At 69.5% G+C, this 15,230-nt stretch carries 12 protein-coding genes; all 12 read right to left on the reverse strand.

The genetic code is table 11. The features are described from left to right. Positions 1-19 precede the first annotated feature (19 nt). The 12 genes from leuC to thrA all read right to left on the reverse strand — a co-directional run bounded on the left by leuC (position 20) and on the right by thrA (position 15,215). On the reverse strand, positions 20-1,474 hold the full coding sequence (gene leuC, locus J2X06_RS03560; protein WP_310058368.1) for a 3-isopropylmalate dehydratase large subunit: 1,455 nt from the start codon (positions 1,472-1,474) through the stop codon (positions 20-22). Positions 1,475-1,541: 67 nt separating this feature from the next. Further along, a complete protein-coding gene (locus J2X06_RS03565) occupies positions 1,542-3,107 on the reverse strand; it encodes a 2-isopropylmalate synthase (protein WP_310058370.1) in 1,566 nt (521 codons plus the stop codon). Continuing rightward, positions 3,104-4,228, reverse strand: a complete 1,125-nt coding sequence (locus J2X06_RS03570; protein ID WP_310058371.1) for a threonine dehydratase — start codon at positions 4,226-4,228, stop codon at positions 3,104-3,106. The genes J2X06_RS03565 and J2X06_RS03570 overlap by 4 nt, the downstream gene beginning before the upstream one ends. A 2-nt stretch (positions 4,229-4,230) precedes the next feature. Then, a complete protein-coding gene (locus J2X06_RS03575) occupies positions 4,231-5,190 on the reverse strand; it encodes an aminotransferase class IV (protein WP_310058373.1) in 960 nt (319 codons plus the stop codon). Beyond that, positions 5,181-5,417 (reverse strand): ACT domain-containing protein, encoded by a 237-nt coding sequence (locus J2X06_RS03580; protein ID WP_310058375.1) that lies wholly within the window; start codon positions 5,415-5,417, stop codon positions 5,181-5,183. The genes J2X06_RS03575 and J2X06_RS03580 overlap by 10 nt, the downstream gene beginning before the upstream one ends. Further along, positions 5,401-7,161: an acetolactate synthase 2 catalytic subunit gene (gene ilvG / locus J2X06_RS03585; protein ID WP_310058377.1), complete on the reverse strand. Its 1,761-nt coding sequence runs from the start codon at positions 7,159-7,161 to the stop codon at positions 5,401-5,403. The genes J2X06_RS03580 and ilvG overlap by 17 nt, the downstream gene beginning before the upstream one ends. Continuing rightward, a complete protein-coding gene (gene ilvC / locus J2X06_RS03590; RefSeq protein ID WP_430539535.1) occupies positions 7,161-8,225 on the reverse strand; it encodes a ketol-acid reductoisomerase in 1,065 nt (354 codons plus the stop codon). Before ilvC ends, ilvG begins: the two co-directional genes overlap by 1 nt. After that, positions 8,225-10,003: a dihydroxy-acid dehydratase gene (locus tag J2X06_RS03595; protein ID WP_310058380.1), complete on the reverse strand. Its 1,779-nt coding sequence runs from the start codon at positions 10,001-10,003 to the stop codon at positions 8,225-8,227. The genes ilvC and J2X06_RS03595 overlap by 1 nt, the downstream gene beginning before the upstream one ends. A gap of 133 nt (positions 10,004-10,136) precedes the next feature. Continuing rightward, entirely contained in the window at positions 10,137-10,319 is a 183-nt protein-coding gene (locus tag J2X06_RS03600; protein WP_310058382.1) for a hypothetical protein, read from the reverse strand. A gap of 88 nt (positions 10,320-10,407) precedes the next feature. Then, positions 10,408-11,697: a threonine synthase gene (thrC, locus tag J2X06_RS03605; protein ID WP_310058385.1), complete on the reverse strand. Its 1,290-nt coding sequence runs from the start codon at positions 11,695-11,697 to the stop codon at positions 10,408-10,410. Positions 11,698-11,718: 21 nt separating this feature from the next. Then, on the reverse strand, positions 11,719-12,678 hold the full coding sequence (locus J2X06_RS03610) for a homoserine kinase (RefSeq protein WP_310058387.1): 960 nt from the start codon (positions 12,676-12,678) through the stop codon (positions 11,719-11,721). Beyond that, complete coding sequence (gene thrA, locus J2X06_RS03615) at positions 12,675-15,215, reverse strand: bifunctional aspartate kinase/homoserine dehydrogenase I (protein ID WP_310058389.1); 2,541 nt, start codon at positions 15,213-15,215, stop codon at positions 12,675-12,677. The genes J2X06_RS03610 and thrA overlap by 4 nt, the downstream gene beginning before the upstream one ends. Positions 15,216-15,230 lie beyond the last annotated feature (15 nt).

Below are 15,230 nucleotides of genomic sequence, written 5' to 3' on the forward strand. Positions count from 1 at the left end.
GCAGTGGAAGCGGCATGCATCACGCGACCTCCAGTGCATCGAGCTCGGGCAGGTCCGCCGGAGCCGTGGTGAGATACGGCCGCGGATCGGTGATCTCTCCGGCCACCGCGCAGGCGGCGGCGGTCAGCGGCGAGGCCAGCACCGTGCGCGCGCCTTTGCCCTGTCGTCCTTCAAAGTTGCGATTGCTGGTGGACACGACCAATTGCCCCGGCCCGACGATGTCGCCGTTCATGGCAATGCACATCGAACAGCCGGGCTCGCGCCATTCCGCGCCGGCGTCGCGCACGATGCGGTGGATGCCCTCGGCTTCGGCGTCGCGCTTGACCTGCTCCGAGCCCGGCACGACCAGCATGCGCACGCGCGGATGCACCCGTCGCCCGTGTAGTACGCGCGCGGCTTCGCGCAGGTCCGACAGCCGTGAGTTGGTGCAACTGCCGACGAACACGACGTCGACCGGGCGTCCGGCCAGCGCCGCGCCCGGCTCCCAGCCCATGTAGTCGCGCGCCTTGGCCTCGTCGCTGTCGGCGTCGTCGGGAACGTGCGCGACGATCGCCGCCACCTGCCCGGGATGCGTACCCCAGGTGATGGTGGGCCGGATGTCGCGCGCATCGATGCGGACCTCGCGGTCGAACCTCGCGCCCTCGTCGGAATGCAAACGTCGCCATTGCGCGACGGCCTGTTCGAACTCCTCTCCCTGCGGCGCACGTGGCTTGCCAAGCAGGTAATCGAACGTGGTGTCGTCCGGCGCGATCAGGCCCGCGCGCGCGCCGGCCTCGATCGACATGTTGCACACCGTCATGCGCTGTTCCATCGACAGGGAGCGGATGGCCGAGCCGCGATACTCGATGACATGGCCGGTGCCGCCGTTGACGCCGATCACGCCGATGAGGTGCAGGATCAGGTCCTTGGCGCCGACGCCCGGCGCCAGCTCGCCGTCGACGGTGATCGCCAGCGTCTTGGGCTTGCGCTGCAGCAGGCATTGCGTGGCCAGCACGTGGCCGACCTCGCTGGTGCCGATGCCGAAGGCCAGTGCGCCGAACGCGCCGTGCGTGGCGGTGTGGCTGTCGCCGCAGACGATGGTCTGGCCCGGCTGGGTCAGGCCAAGTTCCGGTCCCATCACGTGCACGATGCCGCGCTGCGGGCTGTCGTAGTCGAACAGCTCGACCCCGAAGCGAGTGCAGTTATCCCGCAGTTTCTCGACCTGCGCGCGAGCATCGGCGTTGACGTAGGGGCGCTGTCCGTCTTCGTCGGGAGGCAGTGTCGGCGTCGAGTGATCGAGCGTGCCCTTGGTGCGTTCCGCACGGCGCACCGGCAAGCCGCGTGCGTCGAGTTCAGCGAAGGCTTGCGGCGAGGTGACTTCGTGGATCAGGTGCAGGTCGATGTACAGGACCGCCGGCGCCGAATCGCTTTCAGGCGCGACGACGTGGGCGTCCCAGAGTTTGTCGAACAGGGTTCGCGGTGTGGTCGGGGTCATTGGGCTCTGCTTCTGCTTCGGTTTGTTTTGATCCCATCGAGAGGGGCGAGGCACAGGCAAGGAGCAGCTACGCCATCGCCGCCACCCGCGCCGGTTGCCGCGTACGCAATACCCGGTTGGCGATATCAAGCCAGGCCAGCGCGCTCGCTTCGAGGATGTCGGTGCTGGTGCCCGAGCCGGTCAGCTCACGCCCGTCGACGCGCGCGGTGATGCTGGCCTGGCCCTGCGCGTCGTCGCCGGTGGTGACGCTGGAAACCTGGTAGCTCTCGATATCCAGTTCCAGCGACGTGGCGCGCGCCAGCGCCGCAAACAGCGCATGCACGGGACCGTCGCCGATCGCCGCTTCGCTGACCGTGGTGCCGTCGGCATCGACCAGTTGCACGCTGGCGGTCGGCAGGCTGTCCTGCGCGACGCCGGTGCTCACGTGCAGGCGCGCCAGGCGATGGCCGCGCGCGACGCGCGCATCGGCCCCCAGCACCAGGGCTTCCAGGTCCGCGTCGAACACTTCGCGCTTCTTCTCGGCCAGGGTCTTGAAGGCGGCGAAGACCGAGTTGAGCTGCGCTTCCTCCAGCGCGAAGCCCAATGCCTGCAGCCGATCGTTCAGTGCGGCGCGACCGCTGTGGCGGCCCATCACCATCTGCGACTGCGCCCAGCCGACGTCCTCGGGCGCCATGATCTCGTAGGTGCCGCGATGCTTGAGCATGCCGTGCTGGTGGATGCCGGACTCGTGCGCGAAGGCGTTCTGCCCGACCACCGCCTTGTTGCGTTGCACGGCCATGCCGGTGATGCGCGAGAGCAGCCGCGAAGTCGGCACCAGCCGGCGCGTGTCGATGCGGGTGTGCGCTTCGTAGTAGCCGCTGCGTACGCGCAGCGCCATCACCAGTTCTTCCAGCGCGCAGTTGCCGGCGCGCTCGCCGATGCCGTTGATCGTGCATTCGACCTGGCGCGCGCCGCCTTCGATGGCGGCCAGCGAGTTGGCCACGGCCAGGCCCAGGTCGTTGTGGCAGTGCGCGCTGAAGATCGCCTCGTCGGCGCCGATCACGTTCGAGTGCAGGTATTCGAAGAGCGCCCGGATCTCGCTGGGCGTGGTGTAACCGACCGTATCGGGGATGTTGAGCGTGCGGGCTCCGGCGGCCAACGCCGCGCCACAGACCTGCGCGAGGAAATCCGGCTCGGTGCGCAGGGCATCCTCGGCGGAGAACTCGACATCGTCGGCATACTGGCGGGCCAGCCCGACCCCCATCACCGCGCGTTCCAGGACCTGTTCCCGGCTCAGGCCGAGCTTGTGTTCCCGGTGCAGCGGGCTGGTCGAGATGAAGACGTGGATGCGCGGGTGCACGGCGCCTTCCAGCGCGCTCGCGCAGGCCGCGATGTCGCCGGCATGGCACCGCGCGAGGGTAGCCACGGTGGCGCCGCGTACCTCGCGGGCGATGGCGCGCACGGCGTCGCGGTCGGCATCCGAACTGGCCGGGAACCCGGCCTCGATCACGTCCACGCCCAGTTCGGCGAGGGCATGGGCGAAGCGCAGCTTCTGCGGTGAGGTCATGCTGCAGCCGGGCGACTGCTCGCCGTCGCGCAGGCTGGTGTCGAAGATGCGTACTCGGTTGGCGGGACTGCTGGAACCTGGGTTCATGCGTAGAGCTCCTCGTCGTGCGCGCGTGTGGCGAAGGCGGCGCGGGGCGGTGGGGTGGAAGCGGGAGGGATCGTGGCGATGGCGGGCTCCATCGAAAGCGGCGCGGAGGGCTCGCGATGGCGGCGGCGTGGTCGACGCGGCGCGCGCGGGCGCACGTCAGATAGCAGTTGTGCGAGTACGCCGGCATCGAGGTTGCCGCCGGACACCACGGCGCACTTGCGCTTGCTCGCTACGCGGCGACCGGCCGCCAGCGCCAGTGCGCCAGCGCCTTCGGCGATGACGTGCTCCTCCAGCGCCAGCCGCACCAGGGTTTCGCGCAGCTCGGCCTCGCGCACGACGACGATGTCGTCGAGCAGGTGTCCCAGCAGTCGTCGTGTCAGTTGGCCGGGCTCCTTGACGCGCACGCCGTCGGCCAGCGTCGCGGCCGGCTCGCACGGTTCGTTGTCGCCCTGCAGTACACGCCGCATCGAATCGACGCCTTCGACCTGGGCGCCGATCACGCGCACGCGCCGGGACGCTTGCGTCCCGGACAGACACGCAGACTTGAGTGCCAGTGCAACGCCGGAAGCGAGGCCGCCCCCGCCGATCGGCACCAGCACGACGTCTGGGCCGAGTGCGGCCAGTTCGAGACCCACCGTGCCCTGACCGGCGATGACGTCCGGATCGTCGAAGGCCGACAGCAGGCGATAGTCGTGCTGCGCGGCAAGCTCGATAGCGAAGGCCTTGGCTTCGTCGTAACTGTCGCCGTGCAGGCGCACGGTAGCGCCCCAGTGGGCGACGCCTGCGATCTTGGTCTGTGGGGCGGCGCGTGGCATTACGGTGATGGCGGCGATGCCGAGCCGATACGCGGCCCAGGCCAGTCCCTGGGCGTGATTGCCGGCGGATGCGGCGATCACCGTTCGCGTGTCGCCGCGCTCGCGCGCCGCCAGCAGCGCGTTGAGCGCGCCACGCACCTTGTACGAGCCGGTGCGTTGCAGGTTCTCCAGCTTGAGCCAGCAGCCGAAGCGCTCGGCGTAATGCAGCGGTGTCGGCGGCAAGTAGCGGCGCAGCCGAGCTTGCGCCGCCAGCACGTCGGCGGCGGTGACATCACACGGCGTGCCGGAAGCTACGTCTCCGTCCATGGCTAGACCACCGTCAGCCAGGCCGAGCGGCCGGGCTCCTCGCCGCGCACGACGCGGGCATAGAGCGCGGCCAGCTCGCGGGTGACGGGGTTGTCTCCGAACTCGCGACGGTCCAGCGTGCTGATCGGTGCCGCTTCGGCTGCGGTACCGCAGACGAACACTTCATCGGCATCGAGCAGTTCGTGGTGCGTGACCTGCCGCGACTGCGCGCCGCTCAGCGCGATCAGCGTGTCCCGGGTGATGCCGGGCAACGCGTCGCGGTGCTCGACCGCGGTCACCTGGCCGTTGCGCACCATGAACACGTTGGCGCCGGTGCACTCGACGACGAAGCCTTCCTCATCGACGAACAACGCCTCGTCGAAACCGCGCGACCTGGCCTCGCGCTTGGCCAGGATCGAGTTGACGTAGCCGCCGCACAACTTCAGCGGCGGCAGCGCCGTGGCCGGGTTGCGCCGCCACGGCGACACGGTGAGGCGCGTGCGCTCGCCGGACAGGTGCACACGCTGTGCCACCGTGGTGACCATGAAGTGCTGGGTCAGCGGCGACACGTCGAGCCCGAACGACGGGCCGGTCGCGCCGGTGCCGAACCAACTCAGCGGCCGGATGTAGGCATCACGGTGGCCATTGGCGCGCAGCGTCTGCACGGTCGCCTCGGTCGCCAGGGCAGCATCGAAGCGCAGGCCGAGCAGTTCGGCGCCCTTGCGCATGCGCTCCAGGTGCTCGGGCAGTCGGAACACGGCCGCGCCTTCGCGGGTGGCATAGCTGCGGATGCCCTCGAACACGCCGGTGCCGTAGTGCAGGGCGTGAGTGGACAGCGGCGCCTGCATGACGTCGGCGGCGGCGAGTTCGCCATCGAACCACAGCAGCAGCGTGTCGCTGCGGCGTGCATCGTCGAGCATCGACACCGGCATGGCGCCGCGTGCGCGAGTGGCCTGCTTCGTGGGGGAGGGAGTCACCGACATGGCGACACCTCCACGGCGAGGCAGTCGTAGAGCTTGGCGATCTGGCTCTGCAGCGTGTCGTCGGGGCGGTCACCCTCGACGGTCATGCGCAGGTACCAGCGGTCGCCGTCGGGCTGCGCCTCGCCATCGACCGCCAGTGGGCGGAAACCGCGCCGCTCGGCGGCACCCAGTACACGCGCCAGCGCGCCTTCGGCCTGACGCAGGGTGAGATCAAGCTGATATCGCATGGCGGGGCTCCTCGGCGGTGGGTAAGGTGGCGCGCGCTGCAATGGCGGCATCCGATTCCGGATCGAGCATCTGCGCGTTGTTGTGGTTGGGTGGCACCAGCGGCCAGACGTTGGCGGCCTGGTCGATGGCCACGTGCAGCAGCGCCGGGCCGGGTGCATCGAGCAGCGCCTGCAGCGCGTCCTCGACGCCTGCGGCGCGGTCCAGGTGCAGCGCGGCGATGCCGAATGCCCTGGCGATCGCGCCGAAATCGGGGTTGTCGGACAGGTCGACTTCCGAATAGCGCTTGTCGAAGAACAGCTCCTGCCACTGCCGCACCATGCCCAGCGCCTGGTTGTCGAGCAGCACGACCTTGATCGGCAGGCGATAGCGCGCAACGGTCGCCAGCTCCTGCACGTTCATCAGGAACGAACCGTCGCCGCTCACGCAGATCACCTGTGCCTGCGGCTCGCTCTTATCGGAGCGGGCCAGTTGCGCGCCGATCGCGGCCGGCAGGCCGAAGCCCATCGCGCCCAACGCACCGCTGGTCAGGTGTTGGCGCGGATCGGCGAAGCGCCAGTGCTGCGCGACCCACATCTGGTGCTGGCCGACATCGCAGGCGACGATGGCGCTGGGGGCCATCTCGGAAAGTCGCTTCAGCAGCGCCGGTGCGTACACGGTCTCGCCCGGTGCGTCGTAGCGCGCGGCATGCTCGCGGGCACGCTGCTGGCAGGTCGCGCGCCAGGCGCGGCGGGCAGCGCCGTTGCGGCCGTGCAGGTGCGCGGCGCAAGGCAGCGTCAGTGTGGTCAGCGTGGCGCGGATATCGCCGCGCACGCCGACATCGGCATGGCGCAGCTTGCCGATCTCGCAGGCGTCGAGGTCCATGTGCACGACGCGCGCGTTGGGAGCGAACTCGGCCAGCTTGCCGGTGGCGCGGTCGTCGAAGCGCGCGCCGACCACGATCAGCAGGTCCGATTCCTGCACCGCCAGGTTGGCGGCGCGGCTGCCATGCATGCCGAGCATGCCCAGGTTGAGCGCATGACCGCTCGGCAAGGCGCCCAGGCCCTTGAGCGTCAGCACGGCCGGAATCTGGGTGGCATCGACGAAGGTTCGGAACGCGGCCATCGCGTCGCCGAGCGCGATGCCACCGCCGCCATAGATCACCGGACGCTGCGCCTGCGAGATCAGCGCCAGTGCCGCATGCAGCGAGGCATCGATCGCCGTCGGCACCGCATCGACCGGCAAAGGCGTGTGCGGCGGAAGATGCGCTGCATCGCCGACCTGCACGTCCTTGGGCAGGTCGATCAGCACCGGGCCCGGCCGGCCGGAACGGGCGATGCGGAAAGCCTCGCCCAGCATGCGCGGCAGGTCGTCGACGCGGCGCGCCAGGAAGCTGTGCTTGACGATCGGCATGGTCATGCCGAACACATCCAGTTCCTGGAACGCATCGGTGCCCATCAACGCCGTCGACACCTGGCCGGTGATGATCACCATCGGCACCGAGTCCAGCATCGCATCGGCGATGCCGGTGACGAGGTTGGAGGCGCCCGGGCCGGAGGTGGCCACGCATACGCCGACGCGCCCGCTGGCCCGCGCGTATCCATTGGCCGCGAATGCGGCGCCCTGCTCGTGGCGGACCAGCACATGCTTGAGGTCCGACCCGTGCAGGGCGTCGTAGAAGGGCATGATCGCGCCGCCCGGATAACCGAACAGCGTGTCGACGCCTTCCGCGGCCAACGCCTGAACCAGCCAGCGGGCACCGTTCATCACGCGGCCTCGGTCTGCGTCGGCTGGGTGGCGGGTTTCACGGCCTGCGGCGCGGTCGCCAGCCACTTCATGTTCGCGCGCAGCTTCTTGCCAACCGCCTCGATCGGATGATCCAGGTCGGCCTGTTTCATCGCCTTGTAGTTGGCGTTGCCCGCCGCGTATTCGGCGATCCACTGGCGGGCGAAGGTGCCGTCCTGGATCTCCGTCAGCACCTTCTTCATCTGCGCGCGGGTGTTGTCGTCGACCACGTAGGCGCCCCGCGTGAGCGCGCCGTACTGCGCGGTCTCGCTGATGAACTCGTGCATGCGGGTGATGCCGCCTTCGTAGAACAGGTCGACGATCAGCTTCAGTTCGTGCAGGCACTCGTAGTAGGCGACCTCCGGCTGGTAGCCGGCCTCGACCAGCGTTTCCCAGCCGGCCTGGACCAGCTTGGTCGCACCGCCGCAGAGCACGGCCTGCTCGCCGAACAGATCGGTCTCGGTTTCTTCCTTGAACGTGGTCCTGATGGCGTTCTGGCGGGCGCCGCCGATGCCGGCGCAATAGGTCAGCGCGAAGGCCTCGGCATTCCCGCTGCGGTCCTGGTGCACGGCATAGACCGACGGCACGCCGCGACCGATCTCGTATTCGCGGCGCACCAGCGCGCCCGGACCCTTCGGCGCGACCAGAACGACATCAAGATCCTCGCGCGGCGTGATCTGGCCGTAGTGGACATTGAAGCCATGCGCGAACAGCAGGCACGCGCCCTGGCGGATATTGGGATCGATGACCTCGCCATACAGTTGCGGCTGCACCATGTCCGGGGTCAGCACGGCGACGAGGTCGGCATCCTTCACCGCTTCGGCCGGCGTCCTGACGGTGAAGCCGTCGGCCTTGGCCTTCAGTTCGGTCGGGCCGCCCGGTCGCAGGCCGATGGTGACGTCGAAGCCGGAGTCGCGCAGGTTGAGCGCATGGGCGCGGCCCTGGCTGCCGTAACCGACGATGGCGACGCGGGGTTTGGAGCTGGTGGTCATTGCGGTGTCCTTGGCTGGAAAGCGGGAGTGGGAAGCAGAAGGAACGGCGGTGATCAGGCGGGGATCGGTTCGTGCAGCGATGCGGTTGGGTCGCGTCGGGGCGAATCGACAAGGGCGGCCGCGATGCGGCGGTCGTCGAGCGGACCCGGTGCGGTTACGGCGCCACGCGAAGCTGAGCTGACCAGTTGGGCGTACTTGGCCAGCACCCCGGTTGTGACGCGCGGTGCGATGCGCGCGCATTCGCGAGCGCCCAGGTCGACATCGACGTCGATGCGGCGCGTGCCGACATCGATGCGCACGCGGTCGCCGTTGCGCAGGCGGGCGATGGGCCCGCCGCGCGCGGCCTCCGGCGCGATGTGGCCGACCATGAAGCCGTGCGTTGCGCCGCTGAAGCGGCCGTCGGTAATCAACGCGACGTCATTGCCCAGGCCCTGGCCGACCAGCGCGGCGGTCACCGCCAGCATTTCGCGCATGCCCGGACCGCCGGCGGGTCCTTCGAAGCGGATGACGACGACGTCGCCGGCCTGGATCTCGCGCGCCTGCACGGCGGCGAACGCGGCTTCCTCCGAATCGAACACGCGCGCGGCGCCTTCGAAGTGCTCACGCCCGTGTCCGGCAAGCTTGACGATGCAGCCCTCGGGGGCGAGATCGCCGTAGAGGATCGAATAGCCGCCGCGCGGCTTCAGCGGGTCGCCGACAGGGCGCACCACGTCCTGATGTGCGGGCGCCGGCACGTCGTCGAGCTCCTGGAAAAAGCTGCGGCCGGTGACCGTGGCGATGTCCTCGATCAGACCGGCCGCCCGCAGCTCGCGTGCCACCAGGGCGGTGCCTCCCTGCTCGAACATTTCCGCGGCGGTGTAGCGACCGCCGGGCTTGAGATCGGCGATCACGGGCGTGCTCGCGGCTGCCTCGAATTCCTCCAGTCCAAACGCCACGCCGGCCTCGTGAGCGATCGCCAGCAGGTGCAGCGCGGCATTGGTCGAACCCGCAGTGGCCGAGACCGCGCGAGCCGCGTTGCGCAACGCGGCGGGGGAGAGGATGGCGCGCGGTCCCGGCCGCCCTTCGCGCAGTTGCCGCATCACCAGTGCGCCACAGGCATGCGCGGCGGCGGACTTGTCGGGGTGGACGGCAGGAATATCGTTGAGCTGCAGCGGTGACAGGCCGAGGAAGGTCAGCACCATCGCCATCGTGTTGGCCGTGAACTGCCCGCCGCAGGCGCCGGCGCCGGGACAGGCGTGCGATTCGATGCGGTGCAGTTCGGCATCGTCGATGCGGCCGGCGGAGTGTGCGCCGACGGCCTCGAAGACGTCCTGCACGGTCAGCGCGCGCTCTTGCTCGCCTTCCCCCTCGACAGCGCGCCGGGATGGGCAGTGGCCGGGCATGATCGTGCCGCCGTAGAGGATCACGGTCGGGATATCCAGCCGCGCGGCCGCCATCGCCGCGGCCGGGATGGTCTTGTCGCAACCGACCAGCAGCACCATCGCGTCCAGGCAATGGCCGTTGACGGCCAGCTCGATCGAGTCGGCGATGGTCTCGCGCGAAGCGAGCGAGGCGCGCATGCCGTCGCTGCCCATGGCGATGCCGTCGGTCACCGCGATGGTGTTGAACTCGATGGGCGTGCCGCCGTGCTCGATCACGCCGGCGCGTACGTGCTGGGCGAGATCGCGCAGGGTCAGGTTGCACGGCGACACGTCGGACCAGGTATGGACGACGGCGACCAGCGGCTTGGCGATCGCGGCGTCGTCCAGGCCGGTGGCGCGCAGCATCGCGCGTGCCGGAGCGCGTGCGGGGCCCTGCTTGATGGCGTTGCTTCTCACGTGCTGCTGTCTCATCAGTGCGAGTCCCTCGCAAGAGCCCGCACATCCATGTGCGGACTTCTTAAGAAGCCAAGCCGTAAAAACAAAAACCCCGCGCCTTTTCGGGCGCGGGGTCTGGGTTCTTAGACCTGGGGTTTGGTGGTGTTACTTACGCAAACCCGTACTCCGCGCTGGCATGCCCGGTAATAAGTACGAGTACGAGTACAAGTGCGGCCGCGAGCGGCGCGAGCTTGATCAGGAGCGAAGCGTCGATGCTGGCAGCACGCAGCGCTTGCGCCTGGCCGTGCGGCCGGTGCGGTGCGTTCTGCGAGTGGATGCTGCGCTGCGTCATGGCATCGAGGTAAACATGCCCGTTCCGGGCATGTCAACAGTTTCGTTTGTAACGTCGTCGAGTTGTGATGGGGGTCAGGTGAGGTCGCTCAACCCTGCATGAGAAGGCTACGCAATGCCGCGTAGTCGGCGGCCAAAGGCTCGGCGAACGCAGGCCGCCCCAGTGTTTCGGCCAGTGCGGGTGGCGGTTCGACGACGTGGCCGACCAGGGGCTCGACGATGCTTTCGAACTTGGCCGGGTGTGCGGTGGCCACCACCGTCCACGGCCGGCTGTCGCCGCTCTCGCGCAATTGCCCGAGCACGTGCAGGCCAGTGGCGGTGTGGGGGCAGGGCACGATGCCGTGGCGCCTCGGTGCCTGTCGGATCGTGGCGCTGATGGCGGCGTCATCGACGGCGAAGGCGCGCAGCGCGGCGCGCAGTTGCGCATCGTCGCGGTGCCAGTGGCGCAGGCGCTCGAAGTTGCTTGGCGCGCCGACGTCCATCGCGTTGGCCAGTGTCGCTACGGTCGGCCGCGGCTCGTACGCCTCGCCGGCGAAATATCGCGGCAGCACGTCGTTGGCGTTGCTGGCCAGCACGATCTCGCCCAGCGGCAGTCCCATGCGACGCGCGACGAAGGCCGCGCAGGCGTTGCCGAGGTTGCCGGTGGGCACGATGACATTGAGCGGTTCGTCGTGTTCGGCATGAAATCGCAGGGCCGCGTGTGCGTAGTAGGCGACCTGCGGCAGCAGTCGGCCCAGGCTGATGCTGTTGGCCGAGCTCAACGGTACCTGCGCGCGCAGGGCATCGTCCGCCAGGGCCTGCTTGGCCAGACGCTGACAGTCATCGAAGCTGCCTTCGATGCGGAACGCGCGCACGTTGTCGCCCCAGCAACCCAGGCCATGCGCCTGCCTCGGCGACACGAGGCCGTCGGGGTAGAGGATCACCACGTTGAAGCCGGGGCGACGATGGAACGCGGCGGCGACGGCGGCTCCGGTGTCGCCGGAGGTCGCGACCACAATGGTCGTGGGAGTGCTATCGGCCGGCCGTAGTTGCGCCAACGCCGCGGCCAGGAACCGCGCGGCGTAGTCCTTGAACGCGGCGGTGGGGCCGTGGAACAGCTCGAGCAGGTGATCGCCGTCGTTGGCCAGCGCTCGCAACGGAGCCGGGAACGCATAGGCGTGTGCGCACAGTTCATCGAGGCGGTCGCGCAGCGTCGAGCCATCGAAATAAGGCGACAGCACCGCGCGCGCGGTGTCGGCGAGGGAGGCGGTCGAGGGCAGCGACGAGAGCGTCGGAATCTGTTCGGGCACGTACAGGCCGCCGTCGGGAGCGAGGCCGGCGACGAGTGCCTGATCGATGCCGTTGGGCGGGGTGTTGCCACGGGTGCTGATGAATTTCATGGGCGGTCCGCATCGGTCCTGTCAACGCGGGCCATCTTCGAGGACCTCCGCGCGCGGACCCGCCACCGGGGTGACATACGCCCGCGAGCCGTAGCCGGCCGCAGCGAACGCAGCTTGCATTGCAGGCGCCGCCGCTTCGGCGTCGGCCTTCGACGCAAACCATGCGAACGTGCTGGGACCCGCGCCGGAAATGCTTGCGCCGAGCGCCCCATGCGCCAATGCCGCGGCCTTGGCTTCGACGAAGCCCGGGATCAGCGGTGCTCGGCGAGGCTCAACCAGCAGGTCCTGCAAGCCTTCGCGCAACAGCGCGACATCGCCGCGTTGCAGGCCGGTCAGGAACAGCGCCAGATGCGCACTCTGCTTCACCACCAGCGACAGCGGATAGGGATCGGCGAGGACCGCGCGGGCGCGCCGGGTTTCCAGGGTCTGGTCGGGATGCACCACCACGGCGTGCAGCCAGCCGGGCACGGACAGAGGAATCATCCGCGTCGCCGTCGCCATCACCACGCCGCCGAGCAGCATCGGCGCGACGTTGTCGCCATGTCGGCTGCCGCTGGAAACGGATTCTCCGTCCAGCGCGAATTCGTACAGCGCCTCGCGCGGCAGCGGCGCATCGAGCAGTGCATTGGCCGCAACCAGCGCCGCGACGCACGATGCCGCCGAACCGCCGAGGCCAGAACCCAGCGGGATGCCTTTCTCCAGCTCAAGCTCGAAGCCGTACGTCAGGCCCAGGCCGTCGCGCAGGCAGATCAGCGCCTGTCCGGCGGTGTTGTGCCCGGCCTCCATCGGCAAGGAATCGGCACCGGTTACGTGGCCGCGGATCGCGGCGATGCGTACGGCCGGTTCGTCGATGCGGCGTACCGTCGCGATGTCGCGCACGCCGGCGATGGAATGGCCCAGCAGATCGAAGCCGACGCCGATGTTGCCGACGCTGCCGGGCGCAAAGGCGCGGACCTGTCGTGGCTCGATGGCACCGATCATGCGCGCGCCTCCACGTGCGCGTCGCCATGCATCAACGAAACGCCCGATGCGGAGCCCAGCGACTGCGCGATCGCCAGCACGTCGCCGAACACGCCGGCCGCGGTGACGTCCGGACCGGCGCCGGGGCCCTGCACCACCAGCGGGTTGTCGGCGTAGCGGCGCGTGCGGAACTGCACCAGGTTGTCGGTCAGGCGCGTGTGGCAGCAGGCATGATCGGGCGGCAGCGCCATCACGCCAACGCTGGCGCGGCCTTCGCGGTCGAGCCGGGCCAGGTGACGCAGCGCGCATTGCTGCGCGTCGGCTTCGCGATAGCGTGCCTGCATCGGAGCATCCATCTCGTCAAGACGCGCCAGAAACTCGTCGCGGCTGACATCGCGCAGCGCCAATGGCACCAGGTTTTCCACTTCCACATCCTCGAGCGACAGCGCGCGACCGGCCTCGCGCGCCAGGATCACCAGTTTGCGCGCGACGTCCAGGCCGGACAGGTCGTCGCGCGGATCGGGTTCGGTATAGCCCAGCGCCTGCGCCTCGCGCACCAGTTGCGAGAACGGCGCGCTGCCGTCGTAGCGGTTGAACAACCATGCCAGTGTGCCTGAGAGCATGCCGTCGATGCCGATCAGCTCGTCACCGGTGTCGAGCAGGCTGCGCAAGGTCAGCATGACCGGCAGGCCGGCGCCGACCGTGGCCTCGTAGCGGAAACGACCACCGCCGCAGCGGCCGGCGTCCTGGATGGCGGCATAGTGTGCCCAGGCGCCGCTGCCGGCGTGCTTGTTGGGCGTGACCACGTGGATGCCGGCGGCCAGCCAGCGCGGGTAGTGCGCGGCGACCTGTGCGCTGGCGCTGCAGTCGACGATCAGCGCATGCGGCAGGTGTTCGCCGCGGACGTGGTGGGCGAAGCGATCGAGATCGACCGGTTCGGCCCGCTCGCCGTCGAGTTGCGACGCGGCGTCGGCCGGGTCGAGGCCGCGTTCGTCCAGTAGCATCGCGCGGCTGTTGGCCAGCGCGCGCAGGCGCAGGTCGAGTCCCGAGCGCGAGCGCAGTGCCGGAAGTGCCGACGCCAGTTGCGACAGCAGCGCGCGACCGACCTGGCCTGGCCCGATCACACCGATCGAAAGCGTCTGCGGGGACAGCCAGAACGCCGCATGCGCAGCGCGCAGCGCACGCGTGGCGTCGTGCTCGCCGACCGCGACGGAGATGTTCCGCTCGCCCGCACCCTGTGCGATCGCGCGGACGTTTACGCGCGCCTGCGCCAGGCCGCCGAGCAGGCGCGCGGCGACGCCGGGCGTGCCGACCATGCCATCGCCCACGGCGGCGAGCACCGCGATGTCGCGTGTCAGCGTGACGGCTTGGGCCTGGCGGTCGGCGATGGCCTCGGCGAACGCGGAGGCGATCGCATCGCGCGCACGCTCGGCCTGGTCGGCGCGCACCACGCAGCAGATCGAATGCTCGGACGAACCCTGCGAGATCATCGTCACCGACACGTCGGCGCGACGCAGCGCACCGAACAGCCGCTCGGCCGCGCCCGGCACGCCGACCATGCCGTTGCCGACCAGTTCGACGATGGCCAGCTCGCGCACCAGGCTGATGCCCTTGACCGGAGCGCCGTCGAGCCTGCTGCCGGTACCGATCAACGTGCCCGGCAGGTGCGGCCGCCGGGTATTGCGGATCCACAACGGGATGCCGCGTTCCTGCACCGGGGCCATCGTCTGCGGATGCAATACCTTGGCGCCGAAGTAGGCCAGCTCACAGGCCTCGGCGTAGGACATCGACGGCAGGCATACCGCTTCCGGAACCAGGCGCGGGTCGGCCGACAGCACGCCGTCGACATCGGTCCAGATGGTCAGCGCGTCGGCGTCGAACAGGCTGGCGAAGATCGCCGCGGAGTAGTCGCTGCCGTTGCGGCCGAGCGTGGTGGCGCGGCCCTCGCCATCGCGCGCCACGAAACCGGTGACGACGACATCGCCTTGGCCATGAAGGGAATGCCACTGGACCAGACGCTCGCGGCTCGCCGCCCAGTCCACGGCCATGCCCATTTCGCCCGGATGCACGGTCAATACCTCGCGCGCGTCCAGCCGTTGCCAGCCGGCGGCATGCCCGCCCAACGCGGCGTGCATCAGCCTCGACGACCACACTTCACCCAGGCCGAGCAGGCCCTGGGCGACGGGTTCGCTGTCGTGTTCGCCGGCCGCGATCGCCGTGACCTGTGTGCGAAGTTGCGCGAACTCTGTCTCCAGCGCGGCATGCAGGCCGTGTTGATGGTGACCGTCGAGCGCATCGGCGGCGTCGAGGTGGCGCTGGCGCAGCGCGTGCCAATCGGGTGCCCAATCCCGGTCTTCGCACGCTGCTGCCAACAGCCCGATCAGCGCATCGGTGACGCCCTGCATCGCCGAGACCACGACAATGCGCCTGCGGGCGCCGTTTTCCATCAGCGGCACCACGGCGCGATACAGGGCAGGGTCGGCGAGGCTGCTGCCTCCGAACTTGTGCGCGTGGCACAGCGCAGCGGCGGGGAGGGGTGAGGCATCGGCGGACGGCATGGGCGGGCTCCGGGT

Source organism: Lysobacter niastensis, assembly GCF_031457115.1.
Taxonomy (GTDB): domain Bacteria; phylum Pseudomonadota; class Gammaproteobacteria; order Xanthomonadales; family Xanthomonadaceae; genus Lysobacter_J; species Lysobacter_J niastensis_A.

What these genes read in the sequence shown, in the direction of transcription:
- leuC (WP_310058368.1), bottom strand. Translation starts at nt 1,474, where the DNA reads ATGACCCCGACCACACCGCGAACCCTGTTCGACAAACTCTGGGACGCC.
- J2X06_RS03565 (WP_310058370.1), bottom strand. Translation starts at nt 3,107, where the DNA reads ATGAACCCAGGTTCCAGCAGTCCCGCCAACCGAGTACGCATCTTCGAC.
- J2X06_RS03570 (WP_310058371.1), bottom strand. Translation starts at nt 4,228, where the DNA reads ATGGACGGAGACGTAGCTTCCGGCACGCCGTGTGATGTCACCGCCGCC.
- J2X06_RS03575 (WP_310058373.1), bottom strand. Translation starts at nt 5,190, where the DNA reads ATGTCGGTGACTCCCTCCCCCACGAAGCAGGCCACTCGCGCACGCGGC.
- J2X06_RS03580 (WP_310058375.1), bottom strand. Translation starts at nt 5,417, where the DNA reads ATGCGATATCAGCTTGATCTCACCCTGCGTCAGGCCGAAGGCGCGCTG.
- ilvG (WP_310058377.1), bottom strand. Translation starts at nt 7,161, where the DNA reads ATGAACGGTGCCCGCTGGCTGGTTCAGGCGTTGGCCGCGGAAGGCGTC.
- J2X06_RS03595 (WP_310058380.1), bottom strand. Translation starts at nt 10,003, where the DNA reads ATGAGACAGCAGCACGTGAGAAGCAACGCCATCAAGCAGGGCCCCGCA.
- J2X06_RS03600 (WP_310058382.1), bottom strand. Translation starts at nt 10,319, where the DNA reads ATGACGCAGCGCAGCATCCACTCGCAGAACGCACCGCACCGGCCGCAC.
- thrC (WP_310058385.1), bottom strand. Translation starts at nt 11,697, where the DNA reads ATGAAATTCATCAGCACCCGTGGCAACACCCCGCCCAACGGCATCGAT.
- J2X06_RS03610 (WP_310058387.1), bottom strand. Translation starts at nt 12,678, where the DNA reads ATGATCGGTGCCATCGAGCCACGACAGGTCCGCGCCTTTGCGCCCGGC.
- thrA (WP_310058389.1), bottom strand. Translation starts at nt 15,215, where the DNA reads ATGCCGTCCGCCGATGCCTCACCCCTCCCCGCCGCTGCGCTGTGCCAC.